Genomic DNA, 16,348 nt, shown 5'->3' with positions numbered 1-16,348 from the left:
TTTTTTATTATTAAACACGTTCGATTTTGCCAGATTTTAATGCTCTAGCAGAAACGTAAACACGTTGAACTTTACCGTCGATGCGTACGCGAACTTTTTGAAGGTTAGCGCCCCATTTACGTTTTGTAGCGTTCATTGCGTGAGAACGAGAGTTACCAGAACGAGCTTTTCTTCCAGTAATAGCACAAACACGAGCCATCTATATTTCCCTCCCTTAACTACCTTACCATACGTAATTTTTTCAATGTTAGTCTTTTATGCGATGCTAAAAACACTACTATAATTTAACACAACTAAAAAGAGAATGCAACAGTGTATAAAAAAGAAATCAAGAAAAATTACTTGACACTAAATTTCAGTAAAGAAAAGTAGAAATCAAGAAAAATCACTTGACATATTATAGTGGTACATGTTGTATAATAACAATGGACTATTTTGCTCGTCGTAGAAAAGTGTAATAATAAGTATAAAATATGAGAGCGAAAAGAAAGAACGATGGAATTTTCTTTAAAAAGATTATATGATAGTAATTAAAGTAGTCTAGCTCACTTTCACCATTTATGAAGGGGGAAAAGAGATGTCAATTGAAATTAAAACGAAGTACGGTCAAATTGATATTAGTACAGATGTAATTGCAACGATTGCTGGAGGTGCCGCGGTAGATTGCTACGGTATCGTTGGTATGGCTTCAAAAAATCAATTAAAAGATGGATTAACAGAAATTTTACGAAAAGAAAACTTCACTAGAGGCGTTATTGTTCGTAAAGACGAAGATGAAGTACATATTGATATGTATATTATTGTGAGCTATGGTACAAAAATTTCAGAGGTAGCACACAACGTCCAAACGAAAGTGAAATATACATTAGACCAAACGGTAGGACTAGCAGTAGATTCTGTAAACATCTACGTACAAGGAGTTAAAGTAATAAACTTGTAATGTGCATTAAGGAGGAAAATCTGTGTCAATTCAAAAAATTGATGGGAAACGTTTATCACAAATGATTATTCAAGGAGCGAATAACTTAACAAACAATGTTCAGCTTGTTGATGCATTAAACGTTTTTCCAGTTCCAGATGGCGATACCGGTACAAATATGAATTTATCAATGACTTCAGGCGCGCGTGAAGTGAAAGCAAACCCTTCGCAGCATGCTGGTAAAGTCGGCGTAAGTTTAGCAAAAGGATTATTAATGGGAGCTCGTGGTAACTCAGGTGTTATTTTATCTCAGTTGTTCCGTGGTTTCTCTAAATCCATTGAACAAAAAGAAGAATTAACAACAGTTGATTTTGCGGCAGCTTTAGAAGCTGGTGTAGAAACGGCGTATAAAGCGGTTATGAAGCCGATTGAAGGAACGATTTTAACAGTTGCAAGAGAAACGGGGAAATATGCAGTCACAGTTGCGAAAAAACAGCGCGACTTTGTTTTGTTTATGGAAGACGTTGTCAAAGAAGCAAATGCATCGTTAAATCGTACGCCAGATTTATTACCTGTATTAAAACAAGTTGGCGTTGTAGATAGCGGTGGTAAAGGTCTTGTTGTTGTATACGAAGGCTTTTTAGCTGATTTAAAAGGGGAAACAATTTCTTCTGATGTACCAGCACAACCATCTATGAATGAAATGGTGCGTGCGGAGCATCACCGTAGTGTACAAAGCCAATTGAGTACAGAAGATATTAAATACGGATATTGTACGGAATTTATGGTGAAATTAGAGTCTGAAAAAATGAAAGAACATAATTTCTCTGAGCAGAAATTCCGTGAAGATATTAGTGTATATGGAGATTCATTGCTTGTTGTCTCGGATGATGAAGTTGTAAAAGTTCATATTCATGCAGAACATCCTGGTGATGCGATGAACTACGGTCAACGTTATGGTAGTTTGATTAAAATTAAAGTAGAAAATATGCGCGAACAGCATACTGCTTTATTAGATGAGCCAACACCGATGCCGGAAAAAGTAATTCCAGTAAAAGAAAAGCAACCATACGGTATTGTAACTGTAGCAATGGGATCAGGTATTAAAAACCTATTCGAGAGCATTGGGGCAACACAAGTTATCGAAGGTGGTCAAACGATGAACCCAAGTACAGAGGATATCGTAAAGGCAATCGAAGAAGCGAATGCTGAAAAAATCATTATATTACCGAATAACGGGAATATTGTGATGGCAGCAGAGCAAGCGGCATCTGTTGTTGATCAAGAAGTGATTGTTGTTCGTTCAAAAACTGTTCCTCAAGGAATGGCTGCAATGTTAGCATTTAATCCAGTTGGAACGTTAGAAGAAAACGAAGAGAACATGCAAGAAGCACTAGCACATGTGAAAACAGGTCAAATTACGTATGCAGTTCGTGATACGGAAATTGACGGTGTAGCGATTCAAAAAAATGATTTCATGTGTATTGCAGATGGGAAAATTGTATCTACAAATGCTAAAAAAGTAGATGCAGCGAAGCAATTGCTAGAAAGTATGATTGATGAAGATTCTGAGATTGTAACGATCTTGCAAGGTGAAGATGCAACAGATGAAGAAGTTGCAGAGTTAGTTGCATTTGTAGAAGAGAAGTTTGAAGATGTAGAGGTAGAAGTTCACCAAGGAAATCAACCTGTATATTCTTTCATATTCTCTGTAGAATAAAGGGAATTTCTTTTTTGCATAGAGATGAATGGTTTTACTTGCTAATGAGCAAGAACTAGCGATAATCTATCGTCAGTGGTTCTTTTTCAAAAGGCTAGCATAATGACGATAAAAAAGAGCCTTGCTGCTATAGTAAGGCTCTTTTTTATCGCATATCTTTCTTTGGAATATACATAATTTGATAAAAGATTTCGCAAAGTTTAATCAAGTAGGTCTTTAGGTTAATGAAAGGAAAGGGTCATTATATATGGCTGATAATGTATAAGGGTAGTTTCCTTGAGAATGCCTATGATAGAATAGAAAAGGCAGAAGAGAACGATTACAAGTTAGGATAGTAAATGTATAAGTTATATGGAATTGTATATCCATATATGTATGAAGTATATACGCAAGTAAAAATAAGAAAATGATGTGACGGAGCGTGAAAATCTTGAGTGAAGTTGTGCAAGTTCCTGTTACGGATGTAAAAGGAATCGGGGAAGAGACATCTGAATTATTACATGAGATGGGGATTTATACAGTTTCCCATCTATTAGAGCATTTTCCGTACCGTTATGAAGACTACGCGATGAAAGATTTGGCAGAAGTGAAACATGAAGAGCGTGTAACAGTGGAAGGAAAGGTGCATAGTGCTCCTTTATTACAATATTACGGGAAAAAGAAATCGCGTCTTACTGTTCGCGTACTTGTTGGCCGTTATTTAATTACGGCTGTATGTTTTAATAGACCGTATTATAAGCAAAAATTAAAGCTTGATGAAACGGTGACGATTACTGGTAAATGGGATCAGCATCGTCAAACGATTTCTATATCCGAGCTTCACTTTGGTCCAGTCGTACGTCAGCAAGAAGTGGAACCTGTGTATTCAGTAAAAGGAAAATTAACAGTAAAACAAATGCGACGTTTTATTGCACAAGCTTTAAAAGAGTATGGTTCCTCTATAGAAGAAATGTTGCCAGATGGTTTGTTAGGGCGTTATAAATTATTACCGCGTTATGAAGCGCTTCGAGCGCTCCATTTTCCAGTTGGTCAAGAAGATTTAAAACAAGCACGCCGTCGATTTGTATATGAAGAATTTTTCTTATTCCAGCTCAAAATGCAAGCGTTGCGTAAAATGGAAAGAGAGAGTTCGAAGGGGACGAAAAAAGATATTTCAATGAAAGAATTAGAAGAGTTCACTGATGCACTTCCGTTCCCGCTTACTGGAGCACAGCGTCGCGTTGTTTCTGAGATTATAAAAGATATGCAGTCTCCGTACCGGATGAATCGGTTATTACAAGGGGATGTTGGATCAGGAAAAACAGTCGTAGCTGCAATTGCTCTTTATGCAGCGAAACTTGCACATTATCAAGGTGCGTTAATGGTCCCTACAGAAATTTTAGCTGAGCAACATTATCAATCGCTAGCAGAGACGTTCTCGCATTTTAATATGAATGTGGAATTGTTAACGAGTTCAGTTAAGGGGGCACGTCGTCGTGAAGTTTTAGCGAAACTTGAGCAAGGAGAAATAGATATTCTTGTTGGGACACATGCTTTAATTCAGGATGAGGTCATTTTCCATAGACTTGGACTTGTTATTACTGACGAACAACACCGTTTTGGTGTAGCGCAGCGCCGCGTTTTACGAGAGAAAGGTGAAAGTCCAGATGTGTTGTTTATGACAGCAACACCGATTCCTCGTACATTGGCGATTACTGCTTTTGGAGAGATGGATGTTTCTATTATTGATGAAATGCCTGCTGGGCGTAAAGTGATTGAAACGTATTGGGCAAAACATGATATGTTAGAACGTGTCCTTGGTTTCGTGGAAAAGGAAGTGAATAAGGGGAGACAAGCTTATGTAATTTGTCCGCTTATTGAAGAATCTGAGAAGCTTGATGTGCAAAATGCAATTGATTTGCATAGTATGCTGATGCATCACTATCAAGGAAAGTTTCAGGTTGGATTAATGCACGGACGTTTATCTTCTCAAGAAAAAGAAGATGTAATGGAGAAATTTAGTGAAAATAAAGTGCAAATTCTTGTTTCAACAACTGTAGTTGAGGTTGGTGTCAACGTGCCAAATGCAACGGTTATGGTAATTTATGATGCGGAGCGCTTTGGTTTATCGCAATTGCACCAGCTTCGAGGTCGTGTTGGCCGTGGGAGTGAGCAGTCGTATTGTTTGTTAATCGCAGATCCGAAATCGGAAACTGGGAAAGAACGCATGCGCATTATGACAGAAACAAATGATGGATTTGTATTGTCGGAAAAAGATTTAGAGTTACGTGGTCCTGGAGATTTCTTTGGAAGTAAACAAAGTGGTCTACCAGAGTTTAAGGTAGCTGATATGGTACATGATTATCGAGCGTTGGAAACGGCGAGACAAGATGCGGCCGTGCTGGTTGATTCTGAAGCGTTTTGGCACAACGAGCAGTATGCTGCATTACGCGTATATCTTGAAGGAGCAGGTGTGTTTCAAGGAGAAAAGCTCGATTAAAAATGGAATGTGCAAATTTTTTTGTTGCATTCTACTTTTAATGATTATATACTACTGTTAGTACCTAGTCATAAAAACGGATGGTGCGGTATGAAAAAAAGAAAAAGTAAGAAAGAAAGACAAGTATTATTACAACAAACAATAGAAACGAATCCTTTCATAACGGATGAAGAGTTAGCAGAGCAGTTTCAAGTAAGTATACAAACTGTTCGCCTTGATCGAATGGAATTATCGATTCCTGAGTTAAGAGAGCGAATTAAACACGTGGCAACGAAACAGCATGAAGAAGATGTAAAATCTTTACCGTTAGAAGAGGTAGTTGGAGAAATTATTGATATAGAATTAGATAGACATGCAATTTCTATTTTTGAAGTGAAGATGGAGCATGTATTTAAAAGAAATCAAATTGCGCGTGGGCACCATTTGTTTGCTCAAGCGAACTCACTAGCTGTTGCAGTTATTGATGAAGAATTAGCTTTAACTGCAAAGTCTACCATTCGATATATTCGTCCTGTAAAATTAGGAGAACGTGTTGTTGCAAAAGCCCGCGTTGAAGATGTGGAGAATGATAAAGGACGGACGGTTGTCAAAGTGCATAGCTTTGTTGGCGAAGAACTTGTTTTTACAGGCACTTTTGAAATGTATCGATCTAGTAATTATAGTGAGGAAGGTAACAATTTATGAAAATCGCAATAGATGCAATGGGTGGCGATCACGCTCCAAAAGCAGCTGTATTAGGAGCAATGAAAGCTATTAAGGAATATTCAGATTTACATATTACTTTGGTAGGAAAAGAAGAGGAGATTCGTCAGTATTTAACAAGCGAAGAGCGTATTACTGTACTTCATACAGATGAAAAGATTGAAGGGACAGATGAACCAGTAAGAGCTGTTCGTCGGAAAAAGCAAGCTTCAATGGTACTTGCAGCGCAGCAAGTAAAAGAAGGTGTAGCCAATGCTTGTATATCAGCAGGTAACACAGGGGCTTTAATGGCAGCTGGATTGTTTGTGGTAGGACGTATGGAAGGGATTGAACGTCCAGCGTTATCTCCTACAATGCCAACAATTGATGGGAAAGGTTTTGTTATGTTAGACGTTGGAGCAAATGTTGACGCGAAGCCAATTCATTTATATCAATATGCGGTAATGGGTTCTATTTACGCTGAGAAAGTAAGAGGAATTAACAATCCGCGTGTTGGTCTTTTGAATGTCGGGACAGAAGATGGCAAAGGAAACGAACTTTCAAAACAAGTATTCACTATGCTAAAAGATGCGCCAATTAATTTTGTTGGAAACGTTGAGTCAAGAGACCTATTACAAGGTGTGGCAGATGTAGTTGTATGCGATGGTTTTACTGGAAACGTAGCATTAAAATCATTAGAAGGAACTGCACTAGCATTATTTTCTATGTTAAAAGAACAATTAATGAGTTCGTTCACAAGTAAATTAGCAGCGGCAGTATTAAAACCGAAGCTGATGATATTAAAAGATAAAATGGATTATTCGGAGTATGGCGGAGCAGCATTGTTTGGATTAAAAGCTCCTGTCATTAAGGCTCACGGATCTTCTAATGATCAATCGATTTTTAGTGCGATTCGTCAAACGAGAGAAATGGTAGCGAAAGAAGTCATTCCTACAATTTCAAGTGTAATGGAGAAAGAGCCGCTTCAATAAGAGGAGGGTTTGAAATGGGAAAACTAGCATTTCTTTTTCCGGGCCAAGGTTCACAGGCGGTTGGAATGGGACAGCAATTAGCAGGGAATAATAAAGAGGTTGCAAAAATATTTCAAAAAGCGGATGAAGTTTTACAGGAGTCTCTTTCATCATTAATTTTTGAAGGACCTCAGGAGAAGCTAACATTAACGACAAATGCGCAACCAGCACTATTAACGACAAGTATTGCAATCTTAACAGCTTTGAAACAATATGATATTACGCCTGATTATGTTGCTGGCCATAGCTTAGGTGAGTATAGCGCGCTTGTTGCAGCGGGAGCATTAACATTTGAAGATGCTGTTTATGCTGTGAGAAAACGTGGTGAATATATGGAAGAAGCTGTGCCAAGCGGAGAAGGTGCAATGGCCGCTATTTTAGGGGCAGATCCAGATGTTCTGAAACAAGTTACAGAAGAAGTAACGAGTGAAGGTCATGCTGTGCAAATTGCTAATATGAATAGTACGAAGCAAATCGTTATCTCTGGAACGAAACGAGGAGTAGAATTCGCTTCTCAAAAAGTGAAAGAAAATGGTGCGAAACGAGCAATTCCGCTTCGTGTGAGCGGTCCCTTCCATTCTTCATTAATGAAACCAGCAGCTGAGAAGTTTCAAAATGTTTTAAATGAAATTACAATTCAAGATGCAAACATTCCAGTTGTTGCAAACGTTACGGCTAATTGCGTTAATCGCAGTGAAGATATTCAAGAAAAGCTAATTGAACAGCTCTATTCACCTGTTTTATGGTACCCATCTATTGAACAGATGGTAGAACAAGGTGTAGATACATTTATTGAAATTGGTCCCGGGAAAGTTCTTGCTGGTCTTATGAAATCAATTGCTCCATCTGCAAAGGTATATGCGATATATGATGAAGAGACATTGAAAGGTACCATTTCAAGTTTGAGAGGAGAAAGCGGATGTTAAAAGGGAAAGTTGCATTAGTAACAGGTGCATCACGTGGAATTGGCCGCGCAATTGCAATTGATTTAGCGAAGCAAGGGGCAACAGTTGTAGTTAACTATGCTGGTAATGAGCAAAAAGCAAATGAAGTAGTTGATGAAATAAAAAAACTTGGTTCAGAAGCAATCGCAGTGAGAGCAGACGTTGCTAATGTTGAAGAAGTTACAAACCTGGTAAAACACACTGTGGATACATTTGGACGAGTTGATATTCTTGTGAATAATGCAGGGGTAACAAGAGATAATTTATTAATGCGTATGAAAGAAGAAGAATGGGATACAGTTATTGATACAAACTTAAAAGGTGTATTCTTATGTACGAAAGCAGTATCTCGTTACATGATGCGTCAGCGTCATGGTCGTATTATTAATATTGCTTCTGTTGTCGGTGTTACAGGGAATCCCGGTCAAGCAAATTACGTTGCAGCAAAAGCTGGGGTAATTGGATTGACAAAGACTTCCGCAAAAGAATTGGCTAGCCGAAATATAACAGTAAATGCAATTGCTCCAGGGTTTATTGCTACTGATATGACAGATGTATTAGGCGAAAACGTAAAAGAGGAAATGTTAAAATTAATTCCTGCTGCTAAGTTTGGAGAAGCGCAAGATATTGCGAATGCTGTAACATTTTTTGCTGCTGATCACAGCAAATATATTACAGGACAAACATTACATGTTGATGGTGGTATGGTAATGTAATAAAAGAAACGATTTCACCTAGTTTTTTTGTGAAATATTTAATATAATATTTGAGGGGAGGTGAATGAATTATGGCAGATGTTTTAGAGCGTGTAACGAAAATTATCGTGGATCGTTTAGGAGTAGAAGAAACAGAAGTAGTACCAGCTGCAAGCTTTAAAGAAGATTTAGGTGCAGACTCCCTAGATGTAGTTGAACTTGTAATGCAATTGGAAGATGAGTTTGAAATGGAAATTTCTGATGAAGATGCAGAAAAAATTGCTACTGTTGGCGATGCTGTGACTTACATAGAGAGTCATCTATAATGTTTGAGTGAAGTCCCGTTTTATAGCGGGGCTTTCTCGGCTTATATCTGGAGGGACCTATGCCGTACCGAAAATATAGAGAAAAAAAATATGAAACAAAATATCGTGAAGCTTTTAAAATGTTTCAACAAAAAATAGGTATTACGTTTACAGACGAAAAATTATTAATTCAAGCATTTACGCATTCATCGTATGTGAATGAGCATCGAAAAAAGCCACATGAAGACAATGAACGTCTAGAATTTCTTGGAGACGCTGTACTAGAATTAACTGTATCACAGTATTTGTTTCAAAAATATCCGACAATGAGCGAAGGAGAGCTAACAAAGTTGCGTGCAGCTGTTGTATGTGAACCATCTCTTGTCCGCTTTGCGAATGAATTGTCATTTGGTAACCTTGTTTTACTAGGAAAAGGTGAAGAAATGACGGGTGGACGTGAACGACCAGCTTTATTAGCGGATGTCTTTGAAGCGTTTATTGGTGCCCTTTATCTTGATCAAGGGTTGGAGACAGTTTGGGAATTCTTAAAAGAAATTGTATATCCAAAAATTAATGAAGGTGCTTTTTCTCATGTGATGGATTATAAGAGTCAACTACAAGAATTAATTCAGCGTGATGGTAGCGGTAATATTGAGTATCAAATTTTGCAAGAAAAAGGACCTGCTCACAATCGAGAGTTTGTGTCACGTGTTACATTAAATGGCGTGGCTCTAGGTCTTGGTAGCGGTAAGTCGAAAAAAGAAGCAGAGCAACAAGCTGCTTCAGAGGCGTTGAAAAAGTTAAAAGAACAATCATAAGGAATCCCCCTTTACATGAGGGGGATTCCTTATGCATAGAATGAAACTTTATTTTTATTTGGATATGAAAAGATAAATATGAATCCGTACAGTAGTTTGTTTTTATAGGCAGAGACTATAAAAACGGAGAATAGGGGGAAGGCCTTTCGTGTTTTTAAAGAGATTAGAAATAGTAGGATTTAAATCCTTTGCGGAGCGTGTATCTGTTGATTTTGTTCCAGGTGTAACCTCTGTAGTTGGTCCTAATGGAAGCGGAAAGAGTAATATTACTGACGCGATTCGCTGGGTACTTGGTGAACAATCTGCAAAATCATTACGCGGTGCAAAAATGGAGGATATTATTTTTGCGGGAAGTGATACGCGAAGAGCAGTTAATGTTGCAGAGGTAACATTAACCTTAAATAATGAAGATCAGCGTTTACCTATTGAGTATAATGAAGTGAGTGTTACGCGCCGCGTTTCTCGCTCTGGAGATAGTGACTTTTTTATTAACAAACAATCTTGTCGATTAAAAGATATTGTTGATTTATTTATGGATTCTGGTATGGGACGAGAAGCTTTCTCAATCATTAGCCAAGGAAAAGTAGAAGAAATTTTAAGCAGTAAATCTGAAGAGCGTCGTGGTGTATTTGAAGAAGCAGCAGGCGTATTAAAATATAAGCTTCGCAAAAAGAAAGCTGAAGGAAAATTAGCAGAAACACAAGAAAACTTAAATCGTGTGCAAGATATTATTCACGAATTAAGCACTCAAGTAGAGCCGCTTGAAAGACAAGCTTCTATTGCGAAAGACTATCTTGAGAAAAAAGAGGAACTAGAAAAAGTAGAAGCAGCTCTCATTGTATATGAAATTGAAGAATTACATGAAAAATGGGAAGCGCTTAGAAAGCAGTTTGGACACAATAAAGATGAAGAAGTAAAAATGTCAACGCATTTACAAAAAAATGAAGCAGAGCTCGAAGAATTACGCGGACAATTGCAAGCGATTGATGAATCTGTAGATTCCTTGCAAGAAGTTCTCCTTCTTTCTAGTAAAGAGTTAGAAAAGTTAGAAGGGCAGCGTGAATTGCTAAAGGAACGAAAGCAAAATGCAACAACGCACTGCACACAGCTTGAACAGTTAATTATTGAGTTAACAGAAAAAGCCAAGATTTATGATGTGGAAATTGAAACCAGTACAAAAGAACTAATGAAATTTGCAAATCAGGTAAAAGCATTAGAACAAAAGCTACACGAAAATGAGAAACTTCTTTCTACATATGCAGAAAACCTAGAAGAGCAAATTGAGCATTTAAAAGGAGATTATATTGAACTTTTAAATCAACAAGCAAGTAATCGTAATGAATTATCTATGCTTGAGGAACAATTCAAACAACAAAATTCTAAAAATCAACGCCTTGATGAAGAAAATGAAAAGTATGTACAAATGCGTATGCAAATTACAGCTAAAAAGGAAAAATTTGTAGAGAGTTATGAAGAAGTAAAAGAGAAAGTGACAAGCGTTATTACCAATATACAAAAAACAGAAGCGGCGCTTGGAAAATGCAAGGCACAATATAGTGAAAATGAAACAAAATTGTATCAAGCATATCAATTTGTTCAACAAGCTCGCTCTCGAAAAGAAATGCTGGAAGAGATGCAAGAAGACTATTCAGGGTTTTATCAAGGTGTACGTGAAGTATTAAAGGCCCGTGAAAGTAAACTACATGGCATTGAAGGTGCGGTCGCTGAACTACTTACTGTACCGAAGGCATATGAAGTTGCTATGGAGATTGCACTTGGTGCAGCAATGCAACACGTTGTTGTACAAACAGAAGAGCATGCTCGCGAGGCAATTGCCTTTTTGAAACAAAATCGCCATGGACGTGCGACGTTTTTACCACAGGCAGTTATTAAGGGAAGATCGTTATCATTTGAACAGCTACGTATGATAAAGCAACACCCAGCGTTTATAGGTGTGGCAGCAGAACTCGTGCATTACAATAATAAATATGAAAATATAGTTTCAAATTTATTAGGAACGGTCGTCGTTGCAAAAGATTTAAGAGGTGCGAATGAGTTAGCGAAGCAATTACAATATCGCTACCGTATTGTAACGATTGAAGGAGATGTTGTAAATCCTGGCGGTTCTATGACTGGTGGAGCTGTAAAACAAGCGAAATCTTCTCTACTAGGGCGACAACGTGAATTAGAAGAGTGGAGCAAGAAGCTTACTGAAATGGAAGAAAAAACTTCTAAGTTAGAAAACTTTGTTAAAGCGTTAAAACAAGAAATTCAAGAAAAAGAAGTTAAGATAAAAGAATTACGTCACGATGCAGAACAAGAGCGTGTAGATGAACAAAAATTAAAAGAAGAAATTAATCAGCTTGAGCTAGAAGAGCATCGTATTAATGATCGTTTATCTATTTATGATTTGGAAATAGAAGGATTTTTACAAGATCAAGTGAAAATGCAAGGGCGAAAACAAGAGCTGGATAGAATTTTAGTGGAGCTTCAAAAAGATATCACAGAGCTTGATGAAAAAATTGTTTCTTTAACGAAGCAAAAAAGTGACCAGCATTCTTCGAAAGAAAAAGTTCAGGCGGAGATGACGGAGCTGAAAGTACAAGCAGCAGAAAAGCAGCAACGTTTGTCTAATCAAAAAGAGAAAGTAGATCGTTTGACGAAAGAACAAGAGGAAACGCAGCGAACGCTTGTAAAAACAAAAGAAGATTTAGCATTCTTAAAGCAAGAAATGACATCGAATTCAAGCGGTGAAGAGCAAATTACGAATATGATTGAAAAGAAAGCACATGATCGAAATCAAACATCGGAATTAATTAGTTCCCGTCGTGAGCAACGCCTGAGCCTTCAAGAACGGGTAGAACATATAGAGCGTGAAGTGAAAGATACGAAAGGGCGTCATAAATATGTTCTCGAGGTTTTAAAAGATCAAGAAGTGAAAATCAATCGCCTTGATGTTGAATTAGAAAATAGATTGCAACATTTACGCGAAACGTATACGATTTCATTTGAAGCAGCAAAACTGAAGTATACAATGATAATGCCTGCAGAAGATGCGCGTAAAAAGGTGAAATTAATCAAACTATCAATCGAGGAGCTCGGAACAGTAAACTTAGGGGCAATTGTAGAGTATGAACGCGTAGCAGAACGACATACGTTCTTGTTAGAGCAGCGAGATGACTTAGAAGAAGCGAAAGCGACATTGCACCAAGTTATTATGGAAATGGATGAAGAGATGAAAAAACGCTTCTCTACTACATTCCAGGCAATTCGTACAGAATTCCAGACTGTCTTTTGTGAACTATTTGGCGGAGGAAGAGCAGACTTAGTGATGACAAATCCGCAAGATTTATTAAATACAGGCATTGATATTGTTGCGCAGCCACCGGGTAAGAAACTGCAAAATTTAGGTTTACTTTCAGGTGGGGAGCGTGCTTTAACTGCAATTGCACTGCTATTTGGTATTTTAAAAGTAAGACCTGTTCCGTTCTGTGTACTAGATGAGGTTGAAGCGGCGCTTGATGAAGCGAATGTAGCTCGTTTTGCGCAGTATTTGAAAAAGTTTAGTGATGAAACGCAGTTTATTGTTATTACACATCGAAAAGGTACGATGGAAGAATCAGATGTACTGTACGGGGTAACAATGCAAGAATCAGGTGTTTCTAAGCTTGTTTCCGTTCGTTTAGATGACGGAGAAGAGCTTGTTGCAAGCAAATAGGAAGGATGAGAAGAATGAGCTTCTTTAAAAAATTAAAAGAAAAGATTTCGAAACAAACAGATACTGTAACAGAGAAGTTTAAGCAAGGGTTAGAAAAAACGAGAAATTCATTTGCGGATAAAGTAAATGATTTAGTGTATCGCTATCGTAAAGTCGATGAGGATTTCTTTGAGGAATTAGAGGAAATTTTAATTGGTGCAGATGTTGGTGTTGCAACAGTAATGGAACTTATCGATCAGTTGAAGGAAGAAGTACAACGCCGCAATATTCAAGATCCGAGAGAAGTGCAAGCTGTTATTTCGGAAAAACTAGTAGGGATTTACAAAGGTGAAGAAGACTTCAGTAATGAACTTAACATACAACAAGATCAATTAACGGTTATTTTATTTGTTGGTGTTAATGGTGTTGGGAAAACGACAACAATTGGTAAAATGGCTCATAAGTTTAAATCCGAAGGTAAGTCTGTCTTATTAGCAGCAGGGGATACGTTCCGTGCAGGAGCAATCGAACAGCTAGAAGTATGGGGCGACCGAGTTGGTGTGGAAGTTATTAAACAAGGATCTGGTTCTGACCCGGCAGCGGTTATGTATGATGCTGTTCAAGCTGCAAAAGCGCGTAAAGTAGATATCTTGCTATGTGATACAGCAGGTCGCTTGCAAAATAAAGTGAATTTAATGAAGGAGTTAGAAAAGGTGAAACGTGTCATTGAACGCGAAGTTCCAGGTGCTCCTCATGAAGTATTACTTGTTATTGATGCAACGACAGGTCAAAATGGTTTAAGTCAAGCGAAAACATTCCGCGAAGCAACGAATGTTACAGGTATTGTTCTAACGAAATTAGACGGGACTGCTAAAGGTGGTATCGTATTAGCGATTCGTAATGAGATGGACGTACCAGTGAAATTTGTTGGACTTGGAGAACAAATGGACGACTTACAGCAATTTGATCCAGAACAATATGTGTATGGTTTATTTGCAAACTTAGTAGAAAAAGAAGAAGTATAAAGTGAAACTTCCATCCGTGGAGGCATTTTTCATGGATGGTTAGCCCTCACCAATCGGGTATTTATGGGTGGTTATCCTCCACCTATCTTCTTCGCTTCTTTTTGAATCTTAAGGTGGAGGTCTTACTGCCCGCAAATAGCGTGGGAAGTGAAAGAAGCGGTTTTTCCGCTTCTTTTTTATAAAAAATATATCATGTTAAGAAAAAAACTTGACACTCTTTTATACTCCATGTAAACTAATTCATGTAAAGGGAAATCACTTAACAAAGGATGATCCAACATGCTCGAAAAAACAACGAGAATGAATTATTTATTTGATTTTTATCAATCGTTGTTAACGCAAAAACAAAGAAGTTATATGTCGCTTTATTATTTAGATGATTTATCTCTTGGTGAAATTGCGGAAGAATTTGATGTAAGTCGCCAAGCCGTGTATGATAACATTAAACGGACTGAAGCGATGCTTGAAGAATATGAAGAGAAATTAGTATTACTTCAAAAGTTTCAAGAGCGACAGCGACTTGTTGCAAAGCTAAAACAGCTAATCAGCGAAGAAGAGCATGTGAATGAAGAAATGAAACAAGTTGTTGAAGCTATCGAAAAATTAGATTAGGAGGGCGGCAATATGGCATTTGAAGGATTAGCCGACCGACTTCAACAGACGATGCAAAAAATCCGCGGCAAAGGAAAAGTTTCTGAAGCCGATGTAAAAGAAATGATGAGAGAAGTTCGTCTTGCTCTTTTAGAAGCGGATGTTAACTTTAAAGTAGTAAAAGATTTTGTAAAGCGTGTGTCTGAGCGTGCTGTCGGACAAGATGTAATGAAGAGTTTGACACCTGGCCAACAAGTAATTAAAGTTGTACAGGAAGAACTTACAGAACTTATGGGCGGAGAGCAAAGTAAAATTGCTGTCGCTAATAAGCCGCCAACTGTTATTATGATGGTTGGTCTGCAAGGTGCAGGTAAAACAACGACAACAGGTAAACTTGCGAATTTGCTTCGTAAAAAGCATAATCGTAAACCGATGCTTGTTGCAGCCGATATTTACCGTCCTGCAGCGATTAAACAGCTTGAAACATTAGGGAAGCAATTGGACATGCCTGTTTTCTCATTAGGAGATCAAGTAAGTCCTGTTGAAATTGCGAAACAAGCGATTGCGAAAGCAAAAGAAGATCATCATGATTATGTTTTAATCGATACAGCGGGTCGCCTGCATATTGATGAAGAACTAATGGATGAATTAGCGAAAGTGAAAGAAGTTGCGAAACCGGATGAAATCTTCCTTGTTGTCGATGCGATGACAGGACAAGATGCGGTAAATGTTGCACAAAGTTTCCATGAACAGTTAGGTTTAACAGGTGTTGTTTTAACGAAATTAGACGGTGATACGCGCGGTGGTGCGGCACTATCTATTAAAGCAGTAACAAACACACCAATTAAATTTGCTGGTATGGGTGAAAAACTAGATGCGATTGAAGCGTTCCATCCAGAACGCATGGCATCCCGTATTTTAGGGATGGGTGACGTTTTAACATTAATTGAAAAAGCGCAAGCTACAGTTGATGAGGAAAAAGCAAAAGAACTTGAGCAAAAAATGCGTACGCTTTCGTTTACGCTAGACGATTTCCTAGAGCAACTTGGACAAGTGCGTCAACTTGGACCACTTGATGAATTGCTAGGAATGCTTCCTGGTGCAAATAAAATTAAAGGGCTGAAAAATGCACAAGTTGATGAAAAACAAATTGGGCATATTGAGGCAATTATTCGTTCTATGACAAAAGTAGAGCGAGAACATCCGGAAATTATCAATGCTAGTCGTAAAAAACGCATTGCCAAAGGTAGTGGTACAACAGTACAAGAAATTAATCGTCTACTGAAGCAGTTTGAAGATATGAAAAAAATGATGAAGACGATGACAGGCATGCAAAAAGGTAAGAAAAAAGGACTAGGTGGATTGAAGTTTCCATTTATGTAAGGAAAAAAAGATGGCTCTGTTAAGAAAAAATACTTTACAAAGCAATAGTCTTTTTGCTAA

The 16,348-nt window shown here is 37.8% G+C and carries 14 protein-coding genes; 13 read left to right on the top strand and 1 reads right to left on the bottom strand.

Annotated features, from left to right (window positions below; translation table 11 throughout):
- Positions 1 to 10: 10 nt before the first annotated feature.
- On the bottom strand, positions 11 to 199 hold the full coding sequence (gene rpmB, locus C564_RS0105875) for a 50S ribosomal protein L28 (protein WP_000124776.1): 189 nt from the start codon (positions 197 to 199) through the stop codon (positions 11 to 13).
- 378 nt (positions 200 to 577) lie between these two features.
- Between rpmB and C564_RS0105870 the strand changes: the two genes are divergently transcribed.
- From C564_RS0105870 to ffh, 13 genes are all read left to right on the top strand, one after another.
- On the top strand, positions 578 to 940 hold the full coding sequence (locus C564_RS0105870) for an Asp23/Gls24 family envelope stress response protein (protein WP_000021111.1): 363 nt from the start codon (positions 578 to 580) through the stop codon (positions 938 to 940).
- A gap of 22 nt (positions 941 to 962) precedes the next feature.
- Positions 963 to 2,639 (top strand): DAK2 domain-containing protein, encoded by a 1,677-nt coding sequence (locus C564_RS0105865; RefSeq protein ID WP_003208184.1) that lies wholly within the window; start codon positions 963 to 965, stop codon positions 2,637 to 2,639.
- Positions 2,640 to 3,069: 430 nt separating this feature from the next.
- The gene (gene recG, locus C564_RS0105855) at positions 3,070 to 5,118 is read left to right on the top strand and encodes an ATP-dependent DNA helicase RecG (protein ID WP_018764722.1); all 2,049 of its coding nucleotides are present in this window, start codon (positions 3,070 to 3,072) and stop codon (positions 5,116 to 5,118) included.
- Positions 5,119 to 5,208: 90 nt separating this feature from the next.
- Complete coding sequence (gene fapR / locus C564_RS0105850) at positions 5,209 to 5,802, top strand: transcription factor FapR (RefSeq protein ID WP_003199443.1); 594 nt, start codon at positions 5,209 to 5,211, stop codon at positions 5,800 to 5,802.
- On the top strand, positions 5,799 to 6,791 hold the full coding sequence (gene plsX, locus C564_RS0105845; protein ID WP_018764721.1) for a phosphate acyltransferase PlsX: 993 nt from the start codon (positions 5,799 to 5,801) through the stop codon (positions 6,789 to 6,791). Before fapR ends, plsX begins: the two co-directional genes overlap by 4 nt.
- Positions 6,792 to 6,805: 14 nt before the next feature.
- Positions 6,806 to 7,756, top strand: a complete 951-nt coding sequence (gene fabD, locus C564_RS0105840) for an ACP S-malonyltransferase (protein ID WP_018764720.1) — start codon at positions 6,806 to 6,808, stop codon at positions 7,754 to 7,756.
- On the top strand, positions 7,750 to 8,490 hold the full coding sequence (gene fabG, locus C564_RS0105835) for a 3-oxoacyl-[acyl-carrier-protein] reductase (RefSeq protein WP_016115974.1): 741 nt from the start codon (positions 7,750 to 7,752) through the stop codon (positions 8,488 to 8,490). Before fabD ends, fabG begins: the two co-directional genes overlap by 7 nt.
- A gap of 71 nt (positions 8,491 to 8,561) precedes the next feature.
- Positions 8,562 to 8,795, top strand: a complete 234-nt coding sequence (gene acpP / locus C564_RS0105830) for an acyl carrier protein (RefSeq protein WP_000786062.1) — start codon at positions 8,562 to 8,564, stop codon at positions 8,793 to 8,795.
- Between the two features lie 59 nt (positions 8,796 to 8,854).
- Complete coding sequence (gene rncS / locus C564_RS0105825) at positions 8,855 to 9,592, top strand: ribonuclease III (RefSeq protein ID WP_003199450.1); 738 nt, start codon at positions 8,855 to 8,857, stop codon at positions 9,590 to 9,592.
- A gap of 148 nt (positions 9,593 to 9,740) precedes the next feature.
- Positions 9,741 to 13,310, top strand: a complete 3,570-nt coding sequence (gene smc / locus C564_RS0105820; protein WP_018764719.1) for a chromosome segregation protein SMC — start codon at positions 9,741 to 9,743, stop codon at positions 13,308 to 13,310.
- A 14-nt stretch (positions 13,311 to 13,324) separates the two neighbouring features.
- Entirely contained in the window at positions 13,325 to 14,314 is a 990-nt protein-coding gene (gene ftsY, locus C564_RS0105815; protein ID WP_006095745.1) for a signal recognition particle-docking protein FtsY, read from the top strand.
- 279 nt (positions 14,315 to 14,593) lie between these two features.
- On the top strand, positions 14,594 to 14,926 hold the full coding sequence (locus C564_RS0105810; protein ID WP_000891062.1) for a putative DNA-binding protein: 333 nt from the start codon (positions 14,594 to 14,596) through the stop codon (positions 14,924 to 14,926).
- 12 nt (positions 14,927 to 14,938) lie between these two features.
- Positions 14,939 to 16,288, top strand: a complete 1,350-nt coding sequence (gene ffh / locus C564_RS0105805; protein WP_003199457.1) for a signal recognition particle protein — start codon at positions 14,939 to 14,941, stop codon at positions 16,286 to 16,288.
- Positions 16,289 to 16,348 lie beyond the last annotated feature (60 nt).

The sequence above is a fragment of the Bacillus sp. 105MF genome (assembly GCF_000374885.1).
GTDB classification, from domain to species: domain Bacteria; phylum Bacillota; class Bacilli; order Bacillales; family Bacillaceae_G; genus Bacillus_A; species Bacillus_A pseudomycoides.
Note: the sequence above shows the minus strand (reverse complement) of the source record. Positions and strands in the feature narration are given on the sequence as shown.

Excerpts from the sequence above, each read along its gene's own strand:
- rpmB (WP_000124776.1), bottom strand. The coding sequence starts at position 199 with ATGGCTCGTGTTTGTGCTATTACTGGAAGAAAAGCTCGTTCTGGTAAC.
- C564_RS0105870 (WP_000021111.1), top strand. The coding sequence starts at position 578 with ATGTCAATTGAAATTAAAACGAAGTACGGTCAAATTGATATTAGTACA.
- fapR (WP_003199443.1), top strand. The coding sequence starts at position 5,209 with ATGAAAAAAAGAAAAAGTAAGAAAGAAAGACAAGTATTATTACAACAA.
- plsX (WP_018764721.1), top strand. The coding sequence starts at position 5,799 with ATGAAAATCGCAATAGATGCAATGGGTGGCGATCACGCTCCAAAAGCA.
- fabD (WP_018764720.1), top strand. The coding sequence starts at position 6,806 with ATGGGAAAACTAGCATTTCTTTTTCCGGGCCAAGGTTCACAGGCGGTT.
- fabG (WP_016115974.1), top strand. The coding sequence starts at position 7,750 with ATGTTAAAAGGGAAAGTTGCATTAGTAACAGGTGCATCACGTGGAATT.
- acpP (WP_000786062.1), top strand. The coding sequence starts at position 8,562 with ATGGCAGATGTTTTAGAGCGTGTAACGAAAATTATCGTGGATCGTTTA.
- rncS (WP_003199450.1), top strand. The coding sequence starts at position 8,855 with ATGCCGTACCGAAAATATAGAGAAAAAAAATATGAAACAAAATATCGT.
- ftsY (WP_006095745.1), top strand. The coding sequence starts at position 13,325 with ATGAGCTTCTTTAAAAAATTAAAAGAAAAGATTTCGAAACAAACAGAT.
- C564_RS0105810 (WP_000891062.1), top strand. The coding sequence starts at position 14,594 with ATGCTCGAAAAAACAACGAGAATGAATTATTTATTTGATTTTTATCAA.
- ffh (WP_003199457.1), top strand. The coding sequence starts at position 14,939 with ATGGCATTTGAAGGATTAGCCGACCGACTTCAACAGACGATGCAAAAA.